Below are 23,153 nucleotides of genomic sequence, written 5' to 3' on the forward strand. Positions count from 1 at the left end.
AATCTCAAGCGGGAATGATGGGCGCGCTTCGCTTTGCCCATCCTGCGGCAGCGAATTTGCAACTCCAGATCCCGGGTGCGCTGCTCAAGCGCGCCGCGGGATGACGTGCGCTTGGCGCACGTCAATCCGCCACGATCTTCACGCGATCGCGCACCTTCACCTGCGCGGTGCGATCGAGGCCGTTCAGCACGCGGAAGCGCTCGGCGGGATGATCGACGCCAGCCATGCGGTGGGAGAGCGATTCCACGGTGTCGCCGGGCTGCACGGTGATGACCTTGATGCGCAGCGGCCGCGCGGCCTGGATCTCGTCGAGTGTGAGGCGGCGGAACGAGTTGACGGTCTCGCGCGCGTTGCGCTCACTCTCGGTCGATTTCTGCCGTGTCGCGAAGATGAAGCGATAGACGTCGCTGCCGAAGCGCAGCGCATAGACCTTGAACTGCCACTGATCGCCCTTGGCGGTGGCGGACGCCGCCGGAAAACCGTTGATCGTGATGTCCTCGGTCGACGCCTTCTCGACGCCCTCCATCCAGCCCGAATTCAGGTAGTCGCCGAGCGACTGTTCGGCCGGCACGCGCACCACGTCGAAGCGCATCGCCTGCGCGCCGCCCTCGCGCACGCCGATCACGGCCTGCGCGGTGTTGTCGAGCGTGAAATTCTCCGGCGCCTGGAAGGTGAAGCCGAGCTTCGGATGCAGGAAACGCCGGCCGCGGACAAAGCCTTCGCTGGGATCTTCGCCATAGACGAGGTTGTCGATCGCGGCGAGATAGCTTTCGCGGTCGCGCTCGGCGCCCTCCGGCGCAGTGTATTGCCGCGCGATATTCTGCGCGTTCTGCACGCGTTCCGGGGTTGCCGGATGCGACGAGGTGAAATCCTGCGCGCGCGGATCGAGCGAGCTCTTGCCGGCCTTCAGCTCGGCATTGCGCTCCATCGCCGACAGGAAGCGCGCAGCACCATAGGGATCGAAATGCGCGCGGGCGGAGATGCCGACCCCGATGCCGTCGGCCTCGAGCTCCTGCTTGCGCGAGAAGCTCGCCATGGTGAGCTTGGTCTTGGCCAGCGCGAGCGCAGTGAGATCGGGATCGTTGCTCATGTCGGTGACGACGCGGGTGACGATCGCGGCCTGGCGGGCCTGGTCCTCGCGCATCGCGGCGTGCTTGGACAGCACATGCGCCATCTCGTGACTGAGCACGGAAGACAGTTCGGAGGTGTCGCTGGCGAGCGCGAGCAGGCCGCGCGTGACGTAGAGCTGGCCGTTCGGCAGCGCGAACGCGTTCACCGCGCCGGAATTGAGGATGGTGACCTTGTAGCCCTGGTCGGGACGGTCGGAGGCCGCCACCAGCCGGTCGACGGTCTTGCTGACGAGCCCCTCAAGCCTGGGATCGTCATAGGTGCCGCCATAGCTCGCCAGGATGCGCTCGTGCTCCTTCTCGGTGGCGGGGGTTTGTGCCACGGCGGGCTTCGGCTTCGGCAGCACGACGGTCGCCGGGGCCGCCGCGGTCTGGAACCGGCCCATATCGCCACAGCCGGCGAGAGCAGCCGTACCCAGAACAAGGCACAGGGCAGCCGGCGCCGCCCGCAGGCGGCGGCGTTCACTCCGTACGTGCCCTTCTAGCACCCCATCCACGTCGCTTAACCCGTGCCCTGCCTGACTTTAAGGCCTTACCCCTGCCGGCTCGCTTGCGCCTAGCAACTCGACCTGCCCCACGAGGCGCACATCGATGCGCGGCCCTGTATTCCCCTCAACCCAGCCCCGAACTCGAATACGCCGATTCTCCAGAGACTTAAGGCTGATGCCGGCGCCTTCGAACGCCGCCAGCGTGCGCTTTGAAATAGTCACGGCAAAGCCGCGTGTCCAGTTCCGTCCGAAGTTGAGGTAGGTCGTTGCCCCAGCTTGCCGGACCGACAGGACTTTGCCCTCGATCACCGCAAAACGCCCGATCTCCGCCAAAATATCGTCCGGACTTTCCGTGTTTTTTATGGCCGACGGGTCAGCCCAGCTGCCCATTTTTTGGCGCCGTGCCGCGGCTTCCGACGCCATCAGGGAGGCCGCGCAGTCCTTGTCTGCGATCTCGGCGGAGACCATGGCGTCGCCCTGGGCGAGCAGCACGGCCTGCACCGGGATGTCGCTTCCGCCGACGAAGACCAGCGCGCCCTGGCGGCCGTAGCGATCGGGTGCGTCGTCGGCGCTTCGCAGCGTCACGTTGCGGCCGGTGAGCAGTGATGTCAGCGCCTGCTTCGTCGTTGCCGTCGGCTCGATCCCGGCAAGGCGGATTTCGCGGCCGTCGTCGAGACGTATGCTGCGCGCATCGACGATCGCGGCAACGCGACCTTCGCCTTGGGATTCGAATTGGCACGGATTGGCGAGCGCGGTGGTTCTCGCGACGAGAAGACATGCGACGATGAGATGAAGCAGTTGCGTCACGTGACCCGGAGAGGTTGCGTTGCGGGCCAACCATAACTCAAGCGTGGTGGCCCGCGAAGAGGCTCCTCGCATTCCGTCCTTGCGAGCGCAGCGAAGCAACCCAGAGTCTCTCCGCGGAAAGATTCTGGATTGTCCTGCGGAGCTTGTCATCGGGCCGCGCTTCGCGCGGACCCCGTTGGCTCGCAAGGACGGCGCGGAGGCGCCTTTCCGTATCTCACCATTCCGCTTTGCGGAAAACGCGCGCGGCAATCGTGCGCTCTCAATGCCCGTGCGCTTGCTGCGCTGTTGCGCGCGCGGCAGGATTGCGGCAATAGCGATAGCGAACAGCTATCACCAAGAGCAATAACCAAGCCGCCATCAGAGTACGGCGCGATAAGGGAGATCGTTTTCGATGAAGAGAATTTTGCCGGGCATTTTTGCCGCCGCTTTTGCGCTGAGTGCAAGCGCCGCGCAGGCCCAGGACAAGCCGCCGCTGAAGATCGGCGGCATCCTCGACATGTCGAGCCTGTATGCCGACATCACCGGTGCCGGCAGCGAGACCGCGGCCAAAATGGCCGTCGAGGATTTCGGTGGCGAGGTGCTGGGGCGCAAGATCCAGGTGCTGGCGGCCGACCATCTCAACAAGGCCGATCTCTCCGCTAACATCGCCCGCGACATGCTCGACAATCAGGGCGTCGAGATGATCTACGACGTCGCGGCCTCCGCGACCGCGCTTGCCGCCGGCGAGATCGCGAAAGCGCGCAACAAGATCATCATGTTCAACGGCCCGGGCTCGATCCGTCTCACCAACGAGGCCTGTGGTCCCTACACGATCCACTATGTGTTCGATACCTACGGCCAGGCCAATGTGACCGGTCTTGCGGCTGTGAAGTCGGGTCTCGACACCTGGTTCTTCCTCACCGCCGATTACGCCTTCGGCCAGGACCTGGAGAAGGACACCAGCAGCGTCGTGACCAAGACCGGCGGGAAGGTGCTCGGCAGCGTGCGCCATCCGCTCAACACGTCGGATTTCTCCTCGTTCCTGCTGCAGGCCCAGGCCTCCAAAGCCAAGGTCATCGGGCTTGCCAACGCCGGCGGCGACACCGTCAACGCGATCAAGCAGGCAGCCGAGTTCGGCATCACCAAGGGCGGCCAGAAGGTCTCGCCGCTGCTCGCCTTCGTCTCCGACATCGATTCGATCGGGCTGGAGACCGCGCAGGGTCTGTTGCTGGCCGAGGCGTTCTACTGGGACCTCAACGACGACACGCGCGCATTCTCGAAGCGCTTCATGGAGCGCACCAAGCGGGTGCCGACCTCGGCGCAGGCCGGCGTCTATTCCTCCGTCACACATTACCTGAAAGCCGTGAAGGCGGCCGGCACGACCGATGCCGCGGCGGTGATCAAGGTGATGAAGGAGACGCCGATCAACGATTTCTTCGCCAAGGGTGGCAAGATCCGCGAGGACGGCCGCATGATTCACGACATGTACCTGTTCGAGGTGAAGAAGCCGTCGGAGTCCAAGGGCCGCTGGGACGACTACAAGCTGCTCGCCACGGTGCCCGGCAGCGAGGCGTTCCAGCCACTGGAGCAGTCGCGCTGCCCGTTGGTGAAGAAGTGACGCGAAGCGTCATCCCGGGGCCCGCGTAGCGAGAACCCGGGATCCATCGGGCGGCAGCGACCGTCGAAGAATGAATTCCGGGCTCGCGACTTCATCGCGCCCCGGAACGACACAACAAACAACAAGGGAGACGCCCTGTGAGCAACGACATGGTTCTGCAAAAGCTCGAAGGCGGGCTGCTCACCATCACGATGAACCGGCCGGAGCGGAAGAACGCGCTCAACCCGGACATGGTCGCCGGGCTAGTCGAAGCGGCGCGGCGCGCGGCTGATGATCCGGAGGTGCGGGCGGTGCTGTTCAAGGGCGCCGGCGGCTCCTTCTGCGTCGGCGGCGACGTCAAGTCGATGGCGGCAGGTCGTGCACCGCTGCCGTTCGAGCAGAAGCTTGCGAATCTGCGCCGCGGCATGGAGGTCTCGCGCATCCTGCACCAGATGCCCAAGCCCGTGGTGGCGCAGCTCGATGGTGCCGCCGCCGGCGCGGGCCTGTCGATGGCGCTGTCCTGCGACCTGCGCATCGCCTCCGAATCCTGCAAGATCACCACCGCCTTCGCCAAGGTCGGATTCTCCGGCGATTACGGCGGGACCTATTTCCTGACGCAGCTGCTCGGCAGCGCGCGGGCGCGTGAGCTCTATCTGATGTCGCCGGTGCTCACGGCCAGGGAAGCGCATGCGATCGGCATGGTAACCAAGGTCGTCCCCGACGCCGAGATCGATGCCGCCGCCCACGAGCTCGCGCTGTCGCTGGCGCAGGGCCCGTCGATCGCGCTCGGCTTCATCAAGCGCAACATCAACAATGCCGAGCATCTGGCGCTGGAGGACTGCTTCGACGGCGAGGCGATCCATCACACCCGCTGCGGCGACACCGAGGATCACAAGGAGGCCGCCAAGGCCTTCGTCGAGAAGCGCAAGCCGACCTTCAAGGGCGCATGACGATGGCGCCCTATATGCGGCTGCGGCAGATCTGCCTGGTCGCGCCGCAGCTCGCGCCTGTCGTCTCCGACATCGCGGAGATCATGGGCCTTTCCGTCTGCTATCGGGACGGCAATGTCGCGAAATACGGCCTGGAGAACGCGCTGCTCCCGGTCGACACGATCCTGCTGGAGGTGGTTGCGCCGTTCAAGGAGGGCACTACGGCCGGCCGCTTCATCGAGAAGACCGGCGGCCGCGGCGGCTATATGGCGATCTTCTGCTGCAACGATCCGGATGAGCGCGGCCGCAATGCCAACGCGCTGGGCGTGCGAACCGCGAACGTCATCGACCATGCGCCCTATCACGGCGTGCAGCTCCACCCGCGCGACTGCCGCGCGGCCTTCATCGAGTTCAACCACACCGAAGGCAGCGACGACATTCTTGGCGCCTATCCGCCGGCGGGACCGGACTGGCAGAAATTCATCCGCAAGGATGTGACGCAGGCGCTCACGGCCGTGGAGATGCAGAGCCCGGATCCGGTGGGGCTGGCCGAGCACTGGGGCAAGATCATCGGTGTCGCGCCGAGTGGCGATGCCGAATTGAAGCTGCCGAATGCCCGCTTTCGCTTCGTGAAGGGCACGAGCGAGATCATGAGCGCACTGGAATTTCGCGTGGCCGATGTCGCACGTGTGCTGCATGCGGCCCGGGCGAAGGGACATGCGGTGGCGGGAAATGAATTCCTGCTGGGTGGCGTGACGTTCCGGCTTGTGGTTTGAGCTCTTGCCGCAAACACCGCTGTCCCCGCCTTCGCGGGGACGACAGGGGAGGTTGTGCGCGATGTCAAAGTGATACGGCGGGATCCCGCCGCAATCACCGCCCTTTGAAATTCGCCGCGCGCCGCTCTTCCGTGGCCTTCACGCCTTCCTTGAAATCTTCCGTCGCCCGCAACCTGGTCTGCTCGGCGAGCTCGTGATTGGTCGCGGCCAAGACGCGGTCGGCGAGGCCATTGCGCATCGTGGCGCGGGTCGAGAGCAGGCCGAGCGGGGAGCATTCGGCGATCTCGCCGGCGAGCTTCATCGCGGCCGATTTCACCTGGTCCTGCGGCACCAGCTCATTGGCGAGGCCCCACTTCACAGCCTCTTCGCCGGTGACGCGGCGGCTGGTGTAGAACATCAGCTCGGCGTTGTTCTTGCCGATCAGCTCGGGCAACGTCACGGTCAGGCCGAAGCCGGGATGAAAGCCGAGCTTGGTGAAGTTCGCGGAGAAGCGCGCCTCGGGGCAGGTGACGCGGAAATCGGCCGACACCGCGAGCCCGAGTCCGCCGCCGATGGCGGCACCCTGCACGGCGGCGACGATCGGCTTCTTGGCGCGGAAGATACGCACCGCCTGGATGTAGAGATGGTTGATCGAGCCGAGGCTGTCGGCCGGATCGCCCTTCGCCGTTTTCTCGGCCTCTCGCGCCTCCTGCGCCTGCCGCGCCGGATCCCCAAAATTGGCACCGGCGCAGAACGCCTTGCCCTGCGCCGACAGAACCGAGGCGCGGATCTCAATGTCGCGGTCGAACTCTTCGAGCGCATCCGCGATCTGGTTGATCAGCGAGATGTCGAAGAAGTTGAGCGGCGGGCGGCGGATCTCGATGGTGCCGACATGCCCGACCTTCTCGACGCCGATATCTTTATAGGTGCTCATTCTTTGCCTCCCGTAACTCGATGTATCCGTAGCGAAGAACCACCTCTCCCAAGGGGAGAGGTCGGCGCGCAGCGCGCCGGGTGAGGGGTTTCAGTCCCTCGGTGAAGCCCAGCCCCTCACCCGATTTTCTGGCGCAAATCGACCTCTCCCTATGGGAGAGGTGATCGGAGCGAGCCGCGATAGCGTCGTCCATGCGCGTTACCGCAAGCCAAGTCCGCGGGCGATGATGCCGCGCAGCACCTCGGTGGTGCCGCCCTGGATGGTGAGCTTCGGTGCGGTCTTGATGGCGAAGTCGAGCTGCCGCTCCAGCGTCTCGCGGTTGCTCGCGGTCTCCTCGACGAAGGCGGCGAGATCGCGCACGCGATGCGGCAGCTGCTGCTCCCAGACCGTGCCGATGTCCTTGACGATGGACGCCTCGACCACAGGCTCCTTGCCGGCTTCCAGCATGCCGGCAACCGAGACCGACATGCGCCGCATGGTGTGGAGTTGCGCCACCAGCCGACCGATGCCCTCGGCGCTGCGCGTGTCCGGATTGGGGCCGACTGCGCGGACGAGCTCGGTCAGCACATAATAGGTCTCGAGGAAGCGCTCGGGGCCCGAGCGCTCGTAGGCGAGTTCCGAGGTCGCCTGCTTCCAGGCGCCGTCGACCTCGCCGAGCACGTGATCGTCGGGGATGAAATGGTCGGTGAAGACGACCTCGTTGAACTCGTATTGGCCGGTGATCTGGCCGATCGGGTTCACCTTGATGCCGGGCTGCTTCATCTTGACCAAAAACTGCGTCAGGCCGTGGCGGCGGTTTTCCTTGGTCGGCGGCGAGGTGCGGAAGATCGCGATCATGTAGTCGGCGATATGCGCCGACGAGGTCCAGATCTTGGTGCCGTTGATGAGATAGCCGCCGTCGGTCCTGGTCGCGCGCGTCTTCGCCGCGAACAGGTCGGAGCCGGAGTTCGGTTCGCTCATGCCGATGGCAAAGCAGATCTCGCCGCGGCAGATGCGCGGCAGGATATCCATCTTGATGTGCTCGGGCGCGTATTTCAGCAGCACCGGCCCGCTCTGGCGGTCGGCGACGAAGAAGCGCCGCGTCGGCGCGTTGGCCACGCGCATCTCTTCGGTCACGACGTAGCGTTCGAGGAAGGAGCGTTCCTGGCCGCCATATTTCTTCGGCCAGGTCATTCCCAGCCAGCCCTTGGCGCCGACCCGGCGGGAAAATTCAGGCGCGTCGGTGTCCTCGCGGTTGGGCTTATGCGGATCGAAGGTGCCGGCGGCGATTTCCTCGGCGAGGAAGGCGCGCACTTCCCTGCGCAATTGCTCGCATTTCTCAGGCAGGCGGATCGGATCGAAACGGAGGGCAGCGGTCATTGTTGTCTCGTCCCCTGATCAGCGCGACGCCACGAGCGGCCACAATTCGTCGGCGCCGCGGTTTGCGACGAGCTTGCCGAGCTCGACGGCCCAGTAGCTTTCCGAGCCGAAATCGTCGCGCCAGGCCAGCGCCCGTAGCGAATAGCGGTGCAGGATATGCTCCATGGTGAAGCCGATCGCGCCGTGGACCTGATGCGCGATGCCGCCGCCTTTCTCGGCTGCTTCCGCGCAACGGATCTTGGCTGAGGCGGCTTCGAGATAGACCTCGTCGCTGAAGGATCTTGCGTTGGCGATCGCGTCGGCGGCCGACGTCGCCGCCGCAAGCGCCGCGGCGGACTCGCCGGCAAGGCGGGCGAGATTGTGCTGCACGGCCTGGAACTTCGAGATCGTCTTCTCGAAGGCGACGCGCTCGTTGGAATAGCGCACGGAGATGTCGAGCATGGACTCCAGCGCGCCCGCGATCTGAAGGCTGCGCGCTACGCCGCCCATCAGCATCAGCGTGGTCTGGTCGAAGCCCTTCGGCGCGGGTTTGATGGTGATAGGCTGGACCTTGTCGAGCGTCACGGTATCGCTGTGGTCGTAGCCGACATTGAGGCCGGCCTCGATCCGCGCCTTGGCCGTGTCGACCAGCGCGATGGAAATGCCGTCCTTGCCGTGCGCCAGCACCGCGACGTGCTTCGCTGTCTTCGCGAACGGCACGCCGCGGGCGCGGCCGGAGAGCGCGCCGTCGGCATCGAGGCTGATGCGGTCCTTCGGCGATGCCGGCAACACTGTCATCTCGCCTTCGGGCGAGGCGATCTTGCTCTGCGCCAGCAGCCACCCCGCCAGCATGGTCTCGGCCAGGGGCACCGCGACCGCGAAACGGCCGGCGGCGTTCAGCAGCGCAAAGCCATCGGCAAGGCTCGCGCCGGAGCCGCCGAGGTCATCGGACACCCAGGACAGAGGCAGGCCGGCTTCGCTCAGCGCCTGCCACAGCGGCGCCTGCCACGAATCCTTCTTGTCGTTGTTGATGGTTTGCGGGTCGGCGAGATCGGCGAAGATTTTCTCCGCGGTCTCGACGACGATATTGTCACTCTCCGCCACAGCGTTCCCCGTGTCTTGCCATTGGCGCGTCCCGTTCCGTAGGTGGGTGCGCGGTCTCTTCTTGCGCCCGATGATCGAAAAAAGCCATGGCCCTGACAAGCGTTGACCGCAGGTCAACCTGCGGCGCGGGCATGGGCGCAAGGGCCAATAGGAGGCTAATTCCGCTTAGCGGAGTTTGCTCGATTTGCAGGGCGCGGCAAACTCGCTAAAGAGGACGCCAACGTCAGAACAGGGGAAGGAATTCGGGATGGCAAAGGACAGTCTGTGCGCAATCGTGACGGGATCGGCGTCTGGCCTCGGCGCGGCGACCGCGGAGATTCTCGCGCGGAGCGGGGCGCGGCTCGTCATCAACTATTCGTCGAGCCAGAAGGAAGCCGAGGCCACGGCCGACCTCTGCCGCAAGGCCGGCGCGGCGGAGGTCCTGGTCGCACAGGGCGACGTTTCCAAGGATGAGGATTGCCGCAAGATCGTCGCGGCAGCCAGCGGATGGGGCCGGCTCGACGTGCTCGTCAACAATGCCGGCACCACCAAGCATGTGGCTCACGCTGATCTCGACGGATTGTCGGCGGAAGATTTCCAGCGGGTCTACGGAGTCAACACGATCGGCCCGTTCCAGATGGTGCGCGCGGCGCGCAGCCTGCTCGAGGCCGGCGCCAAGGCATCGGGGCGGCCGTCCGCGGTGGTCAACGTGTCGTCGGTCGCCGGCATCAGCGGGGTCGGCTCGTCGATTGCGTACGCCGCGAGCAAGGGCGCGCTCAACACCATGACGCTGTCGCTGTCGCGCGCGCTGGCGCCACTGATCCGCGTCAACACGGTATGTCCCGGCTATATCGACACGCCCTGGTTCACCAAGGGCCGCGGCGAGGCAGGAGCCAAGCAGGTGCGCGACGGCGTGGTCGCCAAGGTGCCGCTGAAGGTGGCCTCGAGCGCAGAGGATATTGCCCAGCTCGTCTGCTTCCTGGCGATGCCGGCCTCCAGCAACATGACCGGCGAGGTCGTGCGCATGGATGCGGGGATGCATCTGATTACGTGATCGGTGCCGCGCTCTTTCCCCGTCATGGCCGGGCTTGACCCGGCCATCCACGCGTTGCCGCGCGGATTGAAAGACGTGGATGCCCGGGTCAAGCCCGGGCATGACGATGTGGAGACAGTTTGCCGTCTCTGGGCGCTTGGAGCCACTACCCCTTGATCACGCCCCTCGCCACCAGCCGGTGCCAGATGAACAGCACCACCACCGCGCCGATCGTGGCCATGATGAAGCCGGCGCCCTGGTCGGGGCTGTAATGGCCGATGGCCTGGCCAACGAAGGTCGCCAGAAATGCGCCGGCGATGCCGAGGATGGTTGTGAGGATGAAGCCGCTCGGACTGTTTGGTCCCGGCGCCAGCCAGCGCGCGATGAGGCCGGCGACGAAGCCGACGACGATGATCCACAGCAGGCCGCCTATGCTCATGAGTGTGCTCCCCTTCCCGAGAACGCTTCGAGCATGATCCGGAGAAGTGTGTCGCGGTTCTCCGAATAGATCATGCTCAGACCAAGAACTTCAGATCCTGCCCGAGAGTTCGTTCTCGTTCGGCAGCCGTCCGTCCGGCGTCAGATGGTCGACCACCTGCGGCAGATATTGGCTGAGACCGGAGAGCAGCTCCTCACGTGACAGGCCGCTCTGGGCGGACAGGCTGTCGATCTGGTCGGCGCCGAGTGCGCTGGCGAGATCGCCGGGCGCGATCGGCTTGTTCTCGCCCCTGCCGACCCAGGAATTCGCGGCATCGCCGTGGCCGCTCTGCTGGAGCTGGTTGAGGAGATCGCCGAGCCCGCCGCTGAGCACGGTGCCGGCCGCGCCGCCGGCAAGCAGGCCGCCGAGGCCACCCTTGAGCACGTCGCTCAGACTGCCACCCCCACCTGCGTTCACCGGCGGAGGCGCGGGCGTCGGCGACGGTTGGGGCGCTGAGCCGGACTGGTTGCCCGTGAAATGCTTGAAGGCCTTCCAGGCGAGCAGGCCGAGGAGCGCCATGGTCATCGGCGACATGCCGCCGGAAGATTTCTCCGAGCTTGGCGTGCTCGGGCCGCGCGGGCCGTTCTGCATGCCGTTGAGGACGTCGAGTAGACCCATGGTGCTCTCCTTTGACGAACGCTCGCCGCTGACGGCCCCCGGGCGGAAAACATATGGGGCTCTCATGACCGTTACAAGGCGGATGCACCGCGATTGGTTGCCGGCCTGGCCTCTGCTATCGAAGGCGGACCGTTCAGGGAGCAAGGCGAGGCGATGACGAATCGACCAATCGTGGTGGCCGGCGCGGGCGCCATCGGCTGTTTCGTCGGCGGCATGCTGGCGGCCGCTGGCCGCCGTGTTGCGCTCCTGGTGCGGCCGCGGGTGAAGTCCGAGATCGAACGGTTCGGCCTGCGGCTGACCGATTTCGACGGCTCCGAGAAGAGGCTCGGCGCAGGTCAGCTCGCGTTGTCCGAGGATCCTGCGATCTTCCACAGCGCCGGCATCGTGCTGGTCACGGTGAAGAGCGCCGACACTGCCTATGTCGCGGATCAGATCGCGCAGCATGCGCCGCAGGATGCCGTCGTCGTCTCGCTCCAGAACGGCATCGGCAATGTGGCGGTGCTGCGCGAGCGGCTTGGCGGCCGCCGCGTGCTTGCCGGCATGGTGCCGTTCAACGTGATCGCGATGGGTGAGGGCCGTTTCCACCGCTCGACCTCTGGCGACATCCGCGTGGGAGAGGACCCGGAGAACACGGCCGCGGCGCTTTCGGTCGCCGGCCTCGCGGTGCGCGCGAGCGCCGACATCGCCGGCGTGCAATGGGGCAAGCTGATCATCAATCTGAACAATGCGCTCAGCGCGTTGTCGGACATGCCTCTCGCCGCGCAGCTGGCGAACCGCGACTGGCGAAAACTGTTCGCGGACCAGATGGCGGAAGGGCTGGCCGCGCTGAAGGCCGCCGGTATCGCTCCAGTATCGTCGACGCCGATCCCGATGGGCTGGTCTCCGGCCTTGCTACGACTGCCGGATGCGATCTTCAAAGCGATTCTGGGACGCACGATGAAGATCGATCCCGAGGCACGCTCCTCGATGTGGCAGGATCTGAAGCAGGGCCGCAAGACCGAGATCGACTACCTCCAGGGCGCGGTGATCGCGCTCGCCGAGCGGAACAATGTCAGCGTGCCGCTGATGCGCCGCATTGTTGCGCTGATCAAGGAGGCTGAACTCGCCGGCAAGGGCCCGCCCGGACTGACGCCGCAGCAGATCCGCGGGTCGGCGTGAGTGCGAAGGAGGAACGCGATGAAGCGTTGTTTGATGATCGGAGTCGCGTTGGCCACGCTCTGCGCCGCATCGGCGCTGGCCCACGCCAGGCCGCCGACCGTCATGAACTCTCCCGGCTATGACAGGCGATTGCAGGAGAGCCGGTCGCAGTTGGGCAGTTCGCCGACGGTAACGGAGCCTACGAGTACGCCGCCGGTCAAACCGAAGCGCAGCAAGAAGAAGCAGCCGAATTGACGCCCCACACTCCGCTGTCGTCCCGGACAAGCGCGCCCAAAGCGCGCCGATCCGGGACCCAGCCACAGGGAGAAGTTTGGCGAAGATTCGCGGTTGCCTGCTTGCGTAAAAACTTCTCCCTGTGATTATGGGTCCCGGATCTGCGCTTACGCTTGTCCGGGACGACAGCGGAGTTTTGCGCTAGCTCAGCCCTTCTTCGCGGGCTTGCTCGGCGTCGGATTGAACAGCTTCTTCAGATCGTTCAAGCTTTCCGATAGCCGTGGCCATTCGCAGGAGAACGAGCCCTTGGTGCAGGGCGCGCCCTTCGGCCTCGGGCTTACGGCCTGCTGGACCTTCGGCCGCCCAACCGGAATAGGCACGCGCTCGACTTCGGTTCGCAGCGCAAGCTGCTGAAGCTGCTGTACCTGTTGCTCTTGTTGCTCGCGCTGCTGGCGGGCCATGGCTTGGGCCGCTTCATTGCTGCGGCGCTGATTGGCGAGATAGGCGGTATAGGCTTCGTCGATCTTCTTCTGCTCCTCCGGCGTCGGATTGGGGCCGGCGATATCGAACGTGCGATCCTGGAGGAAGTCGTAATAGGAATAACCGCCGCCCGGCTTGCGGCGGCCGGCAAACTTGGCGTTGCAGTCTGCAAGCGCGGATGTCTTCTCGGTCTTGGTTGCGGCCTTCTCGGCTACGTCGGCGCATTCCTCGAAATCGACCGGCGCGCGTTTCCACCATTGCGCCTCGGCATGCGCATGCGTCAGCAGGAGAAATCCTGCTGCGGTAACGAGAAGCAGCGCCGCACGACGCGATGTAGCTACGGCCGACATTCTACGAGAGCATTCCTTGCAAGACTCAACCCGAACTGAGTCGAGCCGGATTTTTGCCCCTTTATCGCCGCCTTGTCACCCATGGAACTCGGGAATTTCATGTCTGCAATGCTGACATTTTGTGCTTGACGTGGCGCGGGAGTCACAGCGCTGCTTGCCTGCAGGCTGTTACACTCATGCTGCGAGCGCCTCACTCCCGAGGCGACGCCAAGAAGACGAAGTGGAATCGCCTGATGCTGCTGCCCCTGTCCGACGTGCCGCGCTGGTACGCTGAACGCAAACCGCATGGCACGATCGCCGTCCGTCACGGGCAGGACACGCTGACATGGAACGAGCTCGAGCGTGGCGCCAACCGGCGCGCCCGGGCGTTCGCGGCCAGGGGCGTCAAGCCCGGCGATTTCGTCGCGATCGGCTTGCCGAACGGCAACGCGTTCTTCGAGACCTCCTTTGCGGTATGGAAGTGCGGGGCGACGCCGACCTCGCTGTCATGGCGGCTGCCGCGCGGCGAAGCCGCTGCCGTGCTCGACATTCTGAAGCCGGCGCTTGTGGTCGGCGGCGAGGCCGACTGGAATGCGCCGAACCGGCTGCCTGTGGACTTCGTGCCGGAAGGGTTCTCGGACGAGCCGCTCGATGCGCCGGTGGCGCGCTACTGGAAAGCGATGACCTCAGGCGGCTCGACTGGCCGTCCCAAGGTGATCCTCGATCATCAGCCGGCGGTGACCGACACGGTCGCCGCGCCGCCGCTCAACATCCCGTTCGGGGTTTCGCTGCTCAATCCCGGCCCGCTCTACCACAATGCGCCATTCATCGTGTCGCATTACGCGCTGTTCGCCGGCGGCCAACTCACCGGCCTCGTCAAGTTCGATGCCGAGGAGACGCTGCGCCAGATCCAACGCGAGCGCGTGCAATGGGTCAATTTCGTGCCGACCATGATGCACCGGATCTGGGCGCTGCCGGAGAACGTGCGCAACGCCTACGATGTGTCGAGCCTGCAGACCGTCTTCCATATGGCCGCGCCGATGCCGCCCTGGCTGAAGGAGAACTGGATCGCCTGGCTCGGGCCCGAGCGGGTATGGGAGCTCTATGGCGGCACCGAGCGCCAGGGCGCCTGCATCATCTCCGGCTCGGAATGGCTGACGCACAAGGGCTCGGTCGGCAAGATCGGCGACATGGCGAAGCTTCGCATCATCGGCGAGGACGGCAACGATGTTGCGCCGGGCGAGACCGGCGAGATCTACTTCCTCAACAATGACGGCAAGGACGCCACCTATCACTATCTCGGTGCCGAGCCGAAACGCCGCGCTGACGGCTGGGAGTCGCTCGGTGATATCGGCAGGCTGGATGCTGAAGGCTATCTCTATCTCGGCGACCGCCTCGCCGACATGGTCTTGCGCGGCGGTGCCAACATCTATCCGGCCGAGGTCGAGGCTGCGGTTTCTGCTTGCCCCGGCGTGCGCTCCTGCGTGGTGGTGGGACTGCCCGATCCGGAATTGGGCCAGCGCGTGCATGCCATCATCGAACCGGAGCCTGATGCGGACGGCCAGGCCATCGCCGACGGCATGGCCGAGTTTTTGAAGGACCGGCTCAGCCGCTACAAGCATCCTGAAAGCTTCGAGTTCGTCGGCGCTCCGCCGCGCGATGATTCCGGCAAAGTCCGCCGCACGCTGTTGCGCGATGAGCGTGCGGCGTGGATGAAGGAGGGGCGCGCCTTCCGGATTTGGCCGGCGAAGGCGCGGGCGCACGTCGAGTAAGACAGACACGGAAGGACTGACATGACGATCACCATCGCAGCGAGCAGCGTGCCGAAGCCGCCGGCCCATATCATCGAGGGTTTCAGGGGCGCTCCGACTTCGGTGATCTCGGACAATCTCGCCCGCTTGCCGGGTGCGGTGGGGCTAAGGCCCTATCATCGCGGCGGCAAGCTGGTGGGGACGGCCTTCACGGTGCGCACCCGGCCCGGCGACAATCTCGCCGTCCATCGCGCGCTCGAGCTGGTCGGCCCGGGTGACGTCATCGTGGTCGACGGCGGCGGGGACGAGACGCGGGCGCTGGTCGGCGAGATCATGAAGAGCATCGCGCAATGGCGCAAAGCCGAAGGCTATGTGATCGACGGTGCGATCCGCGACGTCGCGGCTTTCGCGGCCGACGACTTTCCCTGCTATGCGCGCGCGGTGATCCATCGCGGTCCCTACAAGAACGGCCCCGGCGAGATCAATGTGCCTGTCACCGTCGGCGGCAGCGTGATCTCGCCCGGCGACATCGTCGTCGGCGACGAGGATGGCGTGGTGTCGTTTCCCGCCGCCGGTGCCGCCGCGCTGCTGGAAGCGGTGCGCGCCCAGGTCGCGCGCGAGGAGGAGACGTTGAAGGCGATCCGCGAGGGCCGCTACCAGGGCTCGTACGGCAAGTCCTGATCAGATGCGCGTGAAGGGCCGCGCTGGTCGCCGCCCAGCTCGGCACCAACATGCTGGCCTGGCGGGGCATCTGCGCCCCCGCAGGCACGCCGCCGATATCGTCGCTGGCCTCGCGACGGCGTCCAAGGAGTTCCTGAGCGAGCCTGCGACCGCCACCCAGCTCAAGGAGACGCAGCACATGACGCTGCTGCTCCAGGACGGCACCGCCTTCAAGACCTTCTTCGACAAGCAGGTCGCCTATTGGGCAAGGTGGTGAAGGACAACAACATCAGGGCGTAGGGCTGCTTCGTCATGTCGGGCGCAGTGGCCGCGCGAAGCTGAGCTCATGGCCGTCGGGGTCGGTGAGATGGAAGTAGCGCTCGCCCCATTCGGCATCGCGGGGCGTGGTCGACGGCTGCCATCCCGCAGCGCGCGCCTGCTCATAGGTCGCGTCGACGTCGGCGACATAGAAGATGACGCGGCCCCACCAGGACCAGCGCCTGTCGTCCGGCTGCGCCGTCAGGTTGAGATAGCCGCTGCCGGCGCGAAAGCTCGTGAATGCTGCGGCCTCGCCGCCATACAGCAGCTCGAACCCGAGCGAGCGGTAGAAGTGCACGGCGCGCGCCATGTCGTGGGTGCCGAGCGTGATGGCGCTGATGCTGTCGATCATGTGAGCTGCTCCGCCAGGAGGGATTGCGCCGCGATTGTATAGCCGCCCTGTTCAGCTTGACGATGGTCCGGCCCGCCTTGCGGCTTGGCGAACCACATCCTGCTCTGCTATGAGGGGGCCGAACCTGCAATTGTGGGGTTCCGCGGTCCCGTAGCTCAGCCGGATAGAGCGGCGGTTTCCTAAACCGTAGGTCGGAAGTTCGAGTCTTCCCGGGATCGCCATTCTCATCTTTCCTCGCGTATCAGGCCGAGATCCGCGCAAAGCGCTTGCGATATTCGGCGGGCGTCACGCCGACATGGCGGGCGAACGCGCGGCGCAGCGTGTCCGCGTCGGCAAAGCCGCAATGCAGGGCCACCTGCTTGGGCGCTTCGTTTCCGAGCTCCAGCAGGCGCCTCGCCGCGTTGACGCGGGCCTCCTCGACCCAGGTCGCGGGGGTGATTCCGACTTCGGCACGGAATAGCCGCGCAAAGTGACGTGGGCTGATGTCCATGCGCGCCGCGAGGCTCGCGACGCTGTGGTCCAGTCCAGGATTGGCGGCGACCCAGCGCTGCAGCTCCTGCAGCGCGGCACGGCCGGCGGGGACGGTCTCGCCCTTGCGGCTGAACTGCATTTGTCCGCCCGGGCGCTTGAAGAACATGACCAGCTGGCTCGCAACCTTCATCGCCGTCTCGCGCCCGAGATCCTCCTCGACGAGGGCGAGCGCGAGATCGAGCCCCGCAGTGACACCGGCAGCCGTGCGAAGCTTGCCGTCGGTGACGGAGATCGCGTCCTTGTCCACGGTGACTGACGGGAATTTCTCGGCAAGTCGGTCGGCGACTGCCCAGTGTGTCGTGACTCGTCTGCCGTCGAGGAGGCCCGCCGCTGCAAGGAAGAAAGCGCCGCTGCAAACCGATCCGAAGCGCCGGGTCCTGGTCGCCCGCCGGCGGAGCCAATCGGTCACGACGCCGTCTGCCGGCACGTCGGCGGCGTGCGGGCATCCCGCGATCAGCAACGTGTCGATGCTCTCCTGGAAGCCGCGATCGAGGATCCGGTCCGGCATCAGTCGCACGCCTGAAGAGCTGTGGATCGGGCCGGGCTCCGCTCCTGCCACCAAAAGCGCATAGGCCTGATGGCCGGCCTGCACGTTGGCCTCGGCGAAAACGTCGAGCGGCCCCGCGACGTCGAGAAGCTGCACCCCGGGCAACGCCACGATCACAACTGTCCTCGATTTCGGCTTCCCGCTCATGTCCGCCTCGGTCGGTATTTGTCCGTTTTAGACGTATTACGTCATTTGAAGACAGAATAGCGCGGATCTAGCTTGCGGGCGACCAGAGATTTTCAGGAGACCCTCATGCCACAGATCGCCAAAGCCGCCGGCATTCCCGACAGCAAGCTTGCGCGCGCCATCACCGACTACATCCGTGACACCGAGACGGACCTTCTCTTCAACCATTCCAGCCGCGTCTATCATTTCGGCGCGCTGGCCGGCATTCGCCGCGGGCTGAAATTCGACCGCGAGCTGCTCTATGCCGGAGCGATGTTCCACGACATCGGCCTGATGCCGGGCCATGGCAGCAAGCACGAACGGTTCGAAGTGGACGGCGCGCACGCCGCTCGTGACTTCCTGCGCAGCCATGGCATCTCCGAAGCCGACGCCTACACGGTCTGGACCGCGATCGCGTTGCACACGACGCCGGGCGTGCCGCAGCACATGCATCCCGTCGTCGCTCTGGTGACCGCCGGCGTCGAGATGGACGTTCTCGGCCTCACCTACGAGGACTATTCCGACGAGGAACGCGAGGCGGTGGTGGAAGTGTTTCCGCGAACGCCGCACTTCAAGGAGGACATCATCCAGGCGTTCTACGACGGCATCAAGCACAGGCCGGATACCACCTTCGGCAACGTCAAGGCCGACGTCATCGCCGACAAGGAGCCGCATTTCCATCGCGGCAACTTCTGCAGCGTCATCCGCGGCTCGCATTGGCACGGCTGAGCCGCCGCTCGGCGCTGCCGCGCGGCCCTACCGCCTCTTTCTCCAAATCACCGATCGGAAATCATCACATGAGCGACAAGCCACCCTATCTCACGCACGCGACCGGCGCTCCCGTCAGCGACAACCTGAACATCATGACCGCGGGCCGTCGTGGCCCCGCTCTTCTCCAGGACATCTGGCTGATCGAGAAGCTGGCTCATTTCGACCGTGAAGTGATCCCCGAGCGGCGGATGCATGCCAAGGGATCGGGTGCCTTCGGCAGCTTCACCGTGACCCATGACATCACCCGCTATACCAAGGCGAGGATCTTCTCGCAGATCGGAAAGCAGACGCCGATGTTCGCACGGTTCTCGACCGTCGCCGGTGAGCGCGGCGCGGCCGACGCCGAGCGCGACATCCGTGGCTTTGCGCTCAAGTTCTACACCGAGGAAGGCAACTGGGACATGGTGGGGAACAACACCCCCGTGTTCTTCTTCCGCGATCCCCTGCGTTTCCCCGACCTCAATCACGCGATCAAGCGCGACCCGCGGACGGGGATGCGCAGCGCCGACAACAATTGGGATTTCTGGACGCTGCTGCCGGAGGCGCTGCATCAGGTCACCATCGTCATGAGCGAGCGCGGCATTCCGAAGAGCTATCGTCACATGCACGGCTTCGGCAGCCATACCTACAGCTTCGTCAATGCTGCCAATGAACGGACCTGGGTGAAGTTTCACTTCCGCACGCAGCAGGGCATCGAGAACCTGACGGACGCCGAGGCCGAGGCGCTCGTCGGCAAGGACCGCGAGTCTCATCAGCGCGATTTGTTCGGGAGCATCGAGCGCGGTGAATTTCCACGCTGGACCCTGTTCGTGCAGGTCATGACCGATGACGAAGCCAAGGCGTTTCCGTTCAATCCGTTCGATCTGACCAAGGTCTGGCCCAAGGCGGACTTTCCGCTGATCGAGGTCGGCTATTTCGAGTTGAACCGGAATCCGGAAAACGTCTTCGCCGAGGTCGAGCAGGCGTCCTTCTCGCCGGCCCATGTCGTCCCCGGCATCGGCTTCTCGCCCGACAAGATGCTGCAGGCTCGTCTGTTCTCATATGGAGACGCGGCGCGCTATCGCCTCGGCGTCAACCATCACCTGATTCCAGTCAATGCCCCGAAATGTCCGTATCACAGCTACCATCGCGACGGCGCAATGCGGACGGACGGCAATCTGGGGAGAACGCCGACCTATTTCCCCAACAGTCACGGCGAGTGGACCGATCAGCCCGATCTCAACGAGCCACCGCTGGAGATAGACGGCGCCGCCGCCCACTGGGATCATCGTGTCGACGACGACCACTATCAGCAGCCCGGAGACCTGTTCCGCAAGATGAACGCGACGCAGCGGCAGGTCCTGTTCGACAATACGGCACGCGCCGTCGGCAGTGCAGCCGTCCACATCCAGGAGCGCCACATCGCGAACTGCACGAAAGCCGATCCGGCCTATGGCGCCGGTGTCCGCAAAGCGCTGATGCGTCTTGTCACGGTTCGCTCTGAATAAGTGCATCGACAGCACCCCGGACGAGAGGCATCTGCGTCGCAGGTCGGCGCGTGGCACTTACCGGGGCCGCCAATTTGTCATGGGTCATCGTCTCGGTTTGCCGAGGACTCCGGCGCGAAAATTGCTAGAAGTGTGGGGATTCCCTCCTCTCGGCTGACCAGTCGGCCGCCTCATAGCTAGATCCGGAGACAACGATGCCTTTCGACTTGATCCTGCGCGGGGGGCGGGTGATCGACCCGTCGCAGAAGCTCGATGCCGTGACCGATGTCGCCTTTGCCGGCGGCAAGGTGGCGGCGATCGGCAGCGGGCTCAAGGCGGATCCGGGCACCGAGGTACGTGATGTCTCACGCTACATCGTGACGCCGGGGCTGATCGATCTGCACACCCATGTCTATTGGGGTGGCACCTCGCTCGGCATCGATGCCGAGGAATTCTGCCGTCTCTCCGGCGTCACCACGGCGGTCGACACCGGCAGCGCAGGTCCCGGCAACTTCGCCGGCTTCCGCAAGCATGTCATCGAGCCGAGCCAGGTTCGCATCCTCGCTTACTTGCACGTCTCGCATGCCGGCATCTTCGGCTTCTCGCACCGGATCATGGTCGGCGAGAGCGAGGAGTTGCGGCTGATGAATCCGATCGAGGCGGCCAAGGTCGCCGATGCCAACCGCGATCTCATCGTCGGCATCAAGGTGCGCGTGGGCCTGCACTCATCGGGCACGTCGGGGGCTGTGCCGCTCGATATCGCGCTGGAGGTTGCGAACGAGGTCGGCATGCCGCTGATGGCGCATATCGATCATCCGCCGCCGAGCTACGAGGAGGTGCTGGCCCGCCTGCGGCCCGGCGACGTGCTGACCCATGCCTTCCGTCCATTCCCCAACACGCCCGCGACCGCGCAGGGCACGGTGAAGAAGGCGGTGCTGGATGCGCGGGAGCGTGGCGTGCTGTTCGACATCGGCCACGGCAAGGGTTCGTTCGCCTTCAAGACCGCGCGGGCCATGCTCGCCAATGGCTTCTATCCGGACACCATCTCCTCCGACATCCACCAGCTCTGCATCGACGGCCCGGCCTACGACCAGGTCACGACCATGTCGAAATTCCTGTGCATGGGCATGGAGCTGTCCGACGTCGTCGCGGCGTCTACGGTGAATGCGGCAATGGCGCTGCGGCGTCCCGAGCTCGGCAGCCTCAAGCCGGGCAGCGTTGGCGACGCCACGCTGATCTCAGTGAGGCAGGGACAGTTCGATTACGAAGACGTCGTCGGCGAGCACCTGATCGGGGACCGCAAGATCGTCTCCGAGGGCGTCGTCATCGGCGGCCGCTGGTGGCATCCGGATTGACCGGTGCTCACGCATCGTGAGCGCCGGTCACGGGACGTAGTTGTCAGTCGCGTCCCGCCTCCATGATCGCCCTGGCGAGCCTTGCCGGATCGGAGAAGCAGAGCTCATGGCTTCCGGGCACCTGCACCAGGCGGAATAGACCGAGCTTCTCCGACAGACGCGGATGCCAGCCATAGCTGTGCGGCAGCGCGGTGTCTTCAGTGCAATTGATGTAGGATTTGGCCAGCTGCATCTCGGCCGGATTGGTCTTGAGCGCGATCTTGTCGGTGAAGGTCGCCAGCGGATGCGGGTTGAGGACGTCGTAAGCCTTCTGCGCCAGCTCGATATCGGCATCGTTGATGAAGGCCTCGCGCCAGATCGGGAAGGGCAGTACCACCGAGCCGTCGCCGCGTTCGGCCGCGATCGCGTCGAACAATCCGATATAGTGCGGCGGCACCATGTCGTTGAGGCATTCGCCGTCGTTGGGCACGAAGGCGTTCCAGTAGACCAGGCGGCGGATGCGCTCGGGCGCGAGATCGGCGACGCCGGTGATGATCATGCCGCCATAGGAATGGCCCAGCAGGATGACGTCCTTGAGATTGTTTTCGGCGAGATAGTCGGCGATCGACTGGATCGCCTCCTTCAGCCCTGTGGTCTTGGCATCGCCCGGGCGGTTGCCCTTGATGGTGGGGGTATGGACCTGATGACCGGCCGCGCGGATCGGTGCGGCGACGGGCTCGAACTCGGCACCGGTGTGCCAGGCGCCGTGGACGAGAACGTAGGTCGACATGTTGTGGCTCCTCCCAAGGGTGTGGTTAGATCGAGGCCGCGCGGCCTTGATCGGTGCGGCGCTGCCGTGCGTCAATTGTGGACCGGCGGCTGGTTTGTCGCTTGGCTGGGAGTGAACCGGATTGGTCTCGGAGTGAACCGATGCAGCAGATCGAGCGCGCAATTCCGTCACGCCAATCGGCCTGGAACACCGTGGGTGTGCGGCCGGACGAGCAATTCGCCTATTATCGCGAGGCGATCTGCCAGGCCTTCATGAATCTGACGCCGGAGCCGGCGGCCGCAGCCGGCTTTCCTGCCAGCGTCGAGCACGTCCGTCTCGGCGATGCCGCGATCAACCGCGTCAGCTTTCCCGACCACGTGGTGCGGCGCTCTGCGGCCGACATCGCAGCGTCCGACCGCAGTTGCTTCTACCTCAACCTGAAGCTGGCCGGCCGCTGTCGCATTCAGCAGGGGGATCGCGAGATCAGCCTGTCGCCCGGACAGGTCGGTATCTTCGACAGCGATCGGCGGTTTGCGCTCCTGCACGATCGGGGTCCGCAATTGCGCGTCGCCTCGTTCTGGGTGCCGGCCGAGGCTTTGCGCGAACGGCTGCCGGCTTCGTTCGACGTCGCCGCGGCGCGGGTCTCCGATGACCCCTATGTTGGCCATCTCATCGTCGAGACCGCGCGCACGCTCAGCGGCGGCGCGCTGCGGATGAGCGAAGATGAGGGCGTGCGGCTGTTCCGGGCGTTGATGGAACTGGTCGCCGTGAGCCTGTCGCGGCGCAGCCGGGCAGGCGCTGCGGAGTCCGAGAGTCTTGCCGACGCAACCACGCTGGCGCTGAAGCGAGCCATTCACCGGCGGCTCCGCGAGCCGGGCCTTGCGGTTGCCGATGTCGCCGAGGTCGTGGGCATCAGCGAGCGCTACGTGCACAAGCTGCTGGCACGATCAGGCTCCAGCTTCACCGACTACGTCATCGACCATCGGCTCGACGGCGCGGCCAGGGATCTCAGGGATCCCGCAACGGCGCACCGTGCGATCGGCGCCATCGCGTTCGACTGGGGCTTTTCGGACCTCTCCCACTTCACCCGGCGCTTCAAGCAGCGCTTCGGCTGCCGGCCGCGCGACTGGCGAGCGCGATGAT

The 23,153-nt window shown here is 65.3% G+C and carries 24 protein-coding genes and 1 tRNA gene; 14 read left to right on the forward strand and 11 right to left on the reverse strand.

Annotated features, from left to right (window positions below; genetic code table 11):
* Positions 1 to 121: 121 nt before the first annotated feature.
* Positions 122 to 1,513 (reverse strand): M48 family metalloprotease, encoded by a 1,392-nt coding sequence (locus ACSHT2_RS22740; protein WP_440636644.1) that lies wholly within the window; start codon positions 1,511 to 1,513, stop codon positions 122 to 124.
* Between the two features lie 138 nt (positions 1,514 to 1,651).
* The gene (locus ACSHT2_RS22745; RefSeq protein WP_440636646.1) at positions 1,652 to 2,494 is read right to left on the reverse strand and encodes a thermonuclease family protein; all 843 of its coding nucleotides are present in this window, start codon (positions 2,492 to 2,494) and stop codon (positions 1,652 to 1,654) included.
* Positions 2,495 to 2,813: 319 nt separating this feature from the next.
* On the opposite strand from ACSHT2_RS22745, the gene ACSHT2_RS22750 reads away from it, so the two are divergent.
* The 3 genes from ACSHT2_RS22750 (at position 2,814) to ACSHT2_RS22760 (ending at position 5,703) form a co-directional block, all read left to right on the forward strand.
* Complete coding sequence (locus tag ACSHT2_RS22750) at positions 2,814 to 4,019, forward strand: ABC transporter substrate-binding protein (RefSeq protein ID WP_440636648.1); 1,206 nt, start codon at positions 2,814 to 2,816, stop codon at positions 4,017 to 4,019.
* 137 nt (positions 4,020 to 4,156) lie between these two features.
* Positions 4,157 to 4,948, forward strand: coding sequence for an enoyl-CoA hydratase (locus ACSHT2_RS22755; protein WP_319336298.1), 792 nt, complete (start codon positions 4,157 to 4,159; stop codon positions 4,946 to 4,948).
* A gap of 2 nt (positions 4,949 to 4,950) precedes the next feature.
* Positions 4,951 to 5,703 carry a hypothetical protein gene (locus ACSHT2_RS22760; RefSeq protein ID WP_440642907.1) on the forward strand — a complete coding sequence of 251 codons (753 nt, stop codon included), beginning with the start codon at positions 4,951 to 4,953 and terminating at the stop codon, positions 5,701 to 5,703.
* 94 nt (positions 5,704 to 5,797) lie between these two features.
* Here the strand turns inward: ACSHT2_RS22760 and ACSHT2_RS22765 are convergent, their stop codons facing one another.
* The 3 genes from ACSHT2_RS22765 to ACSHT2_RS22775 form a co-directional block, all read right to left on the reverse strand.
* Positions 5,798 to 6,616, reverse strand: coding sequence for an enoyl-CoA hydratase/isomerase family protein (locus tag ACSHT2_RS22765; protein WP_440636650.1), 819 nt, complete (start codon positions 6,614 to 6,616; stop codon positions 5,798 to 5,800).
* 198 nt (positions 6,617 to 6,814) lie between these two features.
* On the reverse strand, positions 6,815 to 7,975 hold the full coding sequence (locus tag ACSHT2_RS22770; RefSeq protein ID WP_440636652.1) for an acyl-CoA dehydrogenase family protein: 1,161 nt from the start codon (positions 7,973 to 7,975) through the stop codon (positions 6,815 to 6,817).
* 18 nt (positions 7,976 to 7,993) lie between these two features.
* The gene (locus ACSHT2_RS22775; protein WP_440636653.1) at positions 7,994 to 9,058 is read right to left on the reverse strand and encodes an acyl-CoA dehydrogenase family protein; all 1,065 of its coding nucleotides are present in this window, start codon (positions 9,056 to 9,058) and stop codon (positions 7,994 to 7,996) included.
* Between the two features lie 247 nt (positions 9,059 to 9,305).
* Between ACSHT2_RS22775 and ACSHT2_RS22780 the strand changes: the two genes are divergently transcribed.
* Positions 9,306 to 10,091: an SDR family NAD(P)-dependent oxidoreductase gene (locus ACSHT2_RS22780; protein WP_319336313.1), complete on the forward strand. Its 786-nt coding sequence runs from the start codon at positions 9,306 to 9,308 to the stop codon at positions 10,089 to 10,091.
* A 145-nt stretch (positions 10,092 to 10,236) separates the two neighbouring features.
* Here ACSHT2_RS22780 and ACSHT2_RS22785 read toward each other — a convergent pair whose 3' ends face one another.
* Together ACSHT2_RS22785 and ACSHT2_RS22790 are read right to left on the reverse strand one after the other, a co-directional pair.
* Positions 10,237 to 10,509 carry a GlsB/YeaQ/YmgE family stress response membrane protein gene (locus ACSHT2_RS22785; RefSeq protein WP_271531271.1) on the reverse strand — a complete coding sequence of 91 codons (273 nt, stop codon included), beginning with the start codon at positions 10,507 to 10,509 and terminating at the stop codon, positions 10,237 to 10,239.
* A gap of 90 nt (positions 10,510 to 10,599) precedes the next feature.
* Complete coding sequence (locus ACSHT2_RS22790; protein WP_440636654.1) at positions 10,600 to 11,166, reverse strand: YidB family protein; 567 nt, start codon at positions 11,164 to 11,166, stop codon at positions 10,600 to 10,602.
* Positions 11,167 to 11,319: 153 nt separating this feature from the next.
* Between ACSHT2_RS22790 and ACSHT2_RS22795 the strand changes: the two genes are divergently transcribed.
* On the forward strand, positions 11,320 to 12,324 hold the full coding sequence (locus ACSHT2_RS22795) for a 2-dehydropantoate 2-reductase (protein WP_440636655.1): 1,005 nt from the start codon (positions 11,320 to 11,322) through the stop codon (positions 12,322 to 12,324).
* Between the two features lie 18 nt (positions 12,325 to 12,342).
* Positions 12,343 to 12,558, forward strand: a complete 216-nt coding sequence (locus ACSHT2_RS22800; protein WP_440636656.1) for a hypothetical protein — start codon at positions 12,343 to 12,345, stop codon at positions 12,556 to 12,558.
* A gap of 185 nt (positions 12,559 to 12,743) precedes the next feature.
* Here ACSHT2_RS22800 and ACSHT2_RS22805 read toward each other — a convergent pair whose 3' ends face one another.
* Positions 12,744 to 13,367 carry a hypothetical protein gene (locus ACSHT2_RS22805; protein ID WP_440636657.1) on the reverse strand — a complete coding sequence of 208 codons (624 nt, stop codon included), beginning with the start codon at positions 13,365 to 13,367 and terminating at the stop codon, positions 12,744 to 12,746.
* Between the two features lie 233 nt (positions 13,368 to 13,600).
* On the opposite strand from ACSHT2_RS22805, the gene ACSHT2_RS22810 reads away from it, so the two are divergent.
* The 3 genes from ACSHT2_RS22810 to ACSHT2_RS22820 are packed head-to-tail and all read left to right on the forward strand — an operon-like array spanning position 13,601 to position 16,034.
* Positions 13,601 to 15,118: an AMP-binding protein gene (locus tag ACSHT2_RS22810; protein ID WP_440636658.1), complete on the forward strand. Its 1,518-nt coding sequence runs from the start codon at positions 13,601 to 13,603 to the stop codon at positions 15,116 to 15,118.
* Positions 15,119 to 15,139: 21 nt separating this feature from the next.
* Entirely contained in the window at positions 15,140 to 15,778 is a 639-nt protein-coding gene (locus ACSHT2_RS22815; RefSeq protein WP_440636659.1) for an RraA family protein, read from the forward strand.
* A gap of 10 nt (positions 15,779 to 15,788) precedes the next feature.
* Positions 15,789 to 16,034, forward strand: a complete 246-nt coding sequence (locus tag ACSHT2_RS22820) for a hypothetical protein (RefSeq protein WP_440636660.1) — start codon at positions 15,789 to 15,791, stop codon at positions 16,032 to 16,034.
* Between the two features lie 33 nt (positions 16,035 to 16,067).
* On the opposite strand, the gene ACSHT2_RS22825 is transcribed toward ACSHT2_RS22820, so the two are convergent.
* Complete coding sequence (locus tag ACSHT2_RS22825; RefSeq protein WP_440636661.1) at positions 16,068 to 16,427, reverse strand: VOC family protein; 360 nt, start codon at positions 16,425 to 16,427, stop codon at positions 16,068 to 16,070.
* Positions 16,428 to 16,571: 144 nt separating this feature from the next.
* Between ACSHT2_RS22825 and ACSHT2_RS22830 the strand changes: the two genes are divergently transcribed.
* Positions 16,572 to 16,648 (forward strand) — tRNA-Arg (locus tag ACSHT2_RS22830).
* Between the two features lie 20 nt (positions 16,649 to 16,668).
* Here ACSHT2_RS22830 and ACSHT2_RS22835 read toward each other — a convergent pair.
* A complete protein-coding gene (locus ACSHT2_RS22835; RefSeq protein WP_440636662.1) occupies positions 16,669 to 17,652 on the reverse strand; it encodes a GlxA family transcriptional regulator in 984 nt (327 codons plus the stop codon).
* Between the two features lie 105 nt (positions 17,653 to 17,757).
* Here ACSHT2_RS22835 and ACSHT2_RS22840 point away from each other — a divergent pair, with 105 nt between their 5' ends.
* The 3 genes from ACSHT2_RS22840 (at position 17,758) to ACSHT2_RS22850 (ending at position 21,262) form a co-directional block, all read left to right on the forward strand.
* Positions 17,758 to 18,399, forward strand: a complete 642-nt coding sequence (locus ACSHT2_RS22840) for an HD domain-containing protein (RefSeq protein ID WP_440636663.1) — start codon at positions 17,758 to 17,760, stop codon at positions 18,397 to 18,399.
* A 68-nt stretch (positions 18,400 to 18,467) separates the two neighbouring features.
* Entirely contained in the window at positions 18,468 to 19,928 is a 1,461-nt protein-coding gene (locus ACSHT2_RS22845; RefSeq protein WP_440636664.1) for a catalase, read from the forward strand.
* 194 nt (positions 19,929 to 20,122) lie between these two features.
* Positions 20,123 to 21,262: an amidohydrolase/deacetylase family metallohydrolase gene (locus ACSHT2_RS22850; protein WP_440636665.1), complete on the forward strand. Its 1,140-nt coding sequence runs from the start codon at positions 20,123 to 20,125 to the stop codon at positions 21,260 to 21,262.
* Positions 21,263 to 21,305: 43 nt separating this feature from the next.
* Here the strand turns inward: ACSHT2_RS22850 and ACSHT2_RS22855 are convergent, their stop codons facing one another.
* Complete coding sequence (locus tag ACSHT2_RS22855; RefSeq protein ID WP_440636666.1) at positions 21,306 to 22,031, reverse strand: alpha/beta fold hydrolase; 726 nt, start codon at positions 22,029 to 22,031, stop codon at positions 21,306 to 21,308.
* A gap of 140 nt (positions 22,032 to 22,171) precedes the next feature.
* On the opposite strand from ACSHT2_RS22855, the gene ACSHT2_RS22860 reads away from it, so the two are divergent.
* Complete coding sequence (locus ACSHT2_RS22860; RefSeq protein WP_440636667.1) at positions 22,172 to 23,152, forward strand: helix-turn-helix domain-containing protein; 981 nt, start codon at positions 22,172 to 22,174, stop codon at positions 23,150 to 23,152.
* Position 23,153: the final 1 nt, after the last annotated feature.

The organism is Bradyrhizobium sp. PUT101 (assembly GCF_052043945.1).
GTDB lineage: Bacteria > Pseudomonadota > Alphaproteobacteria > Rhizobiales > Xanthobacteraceae > Bradyrhizobium.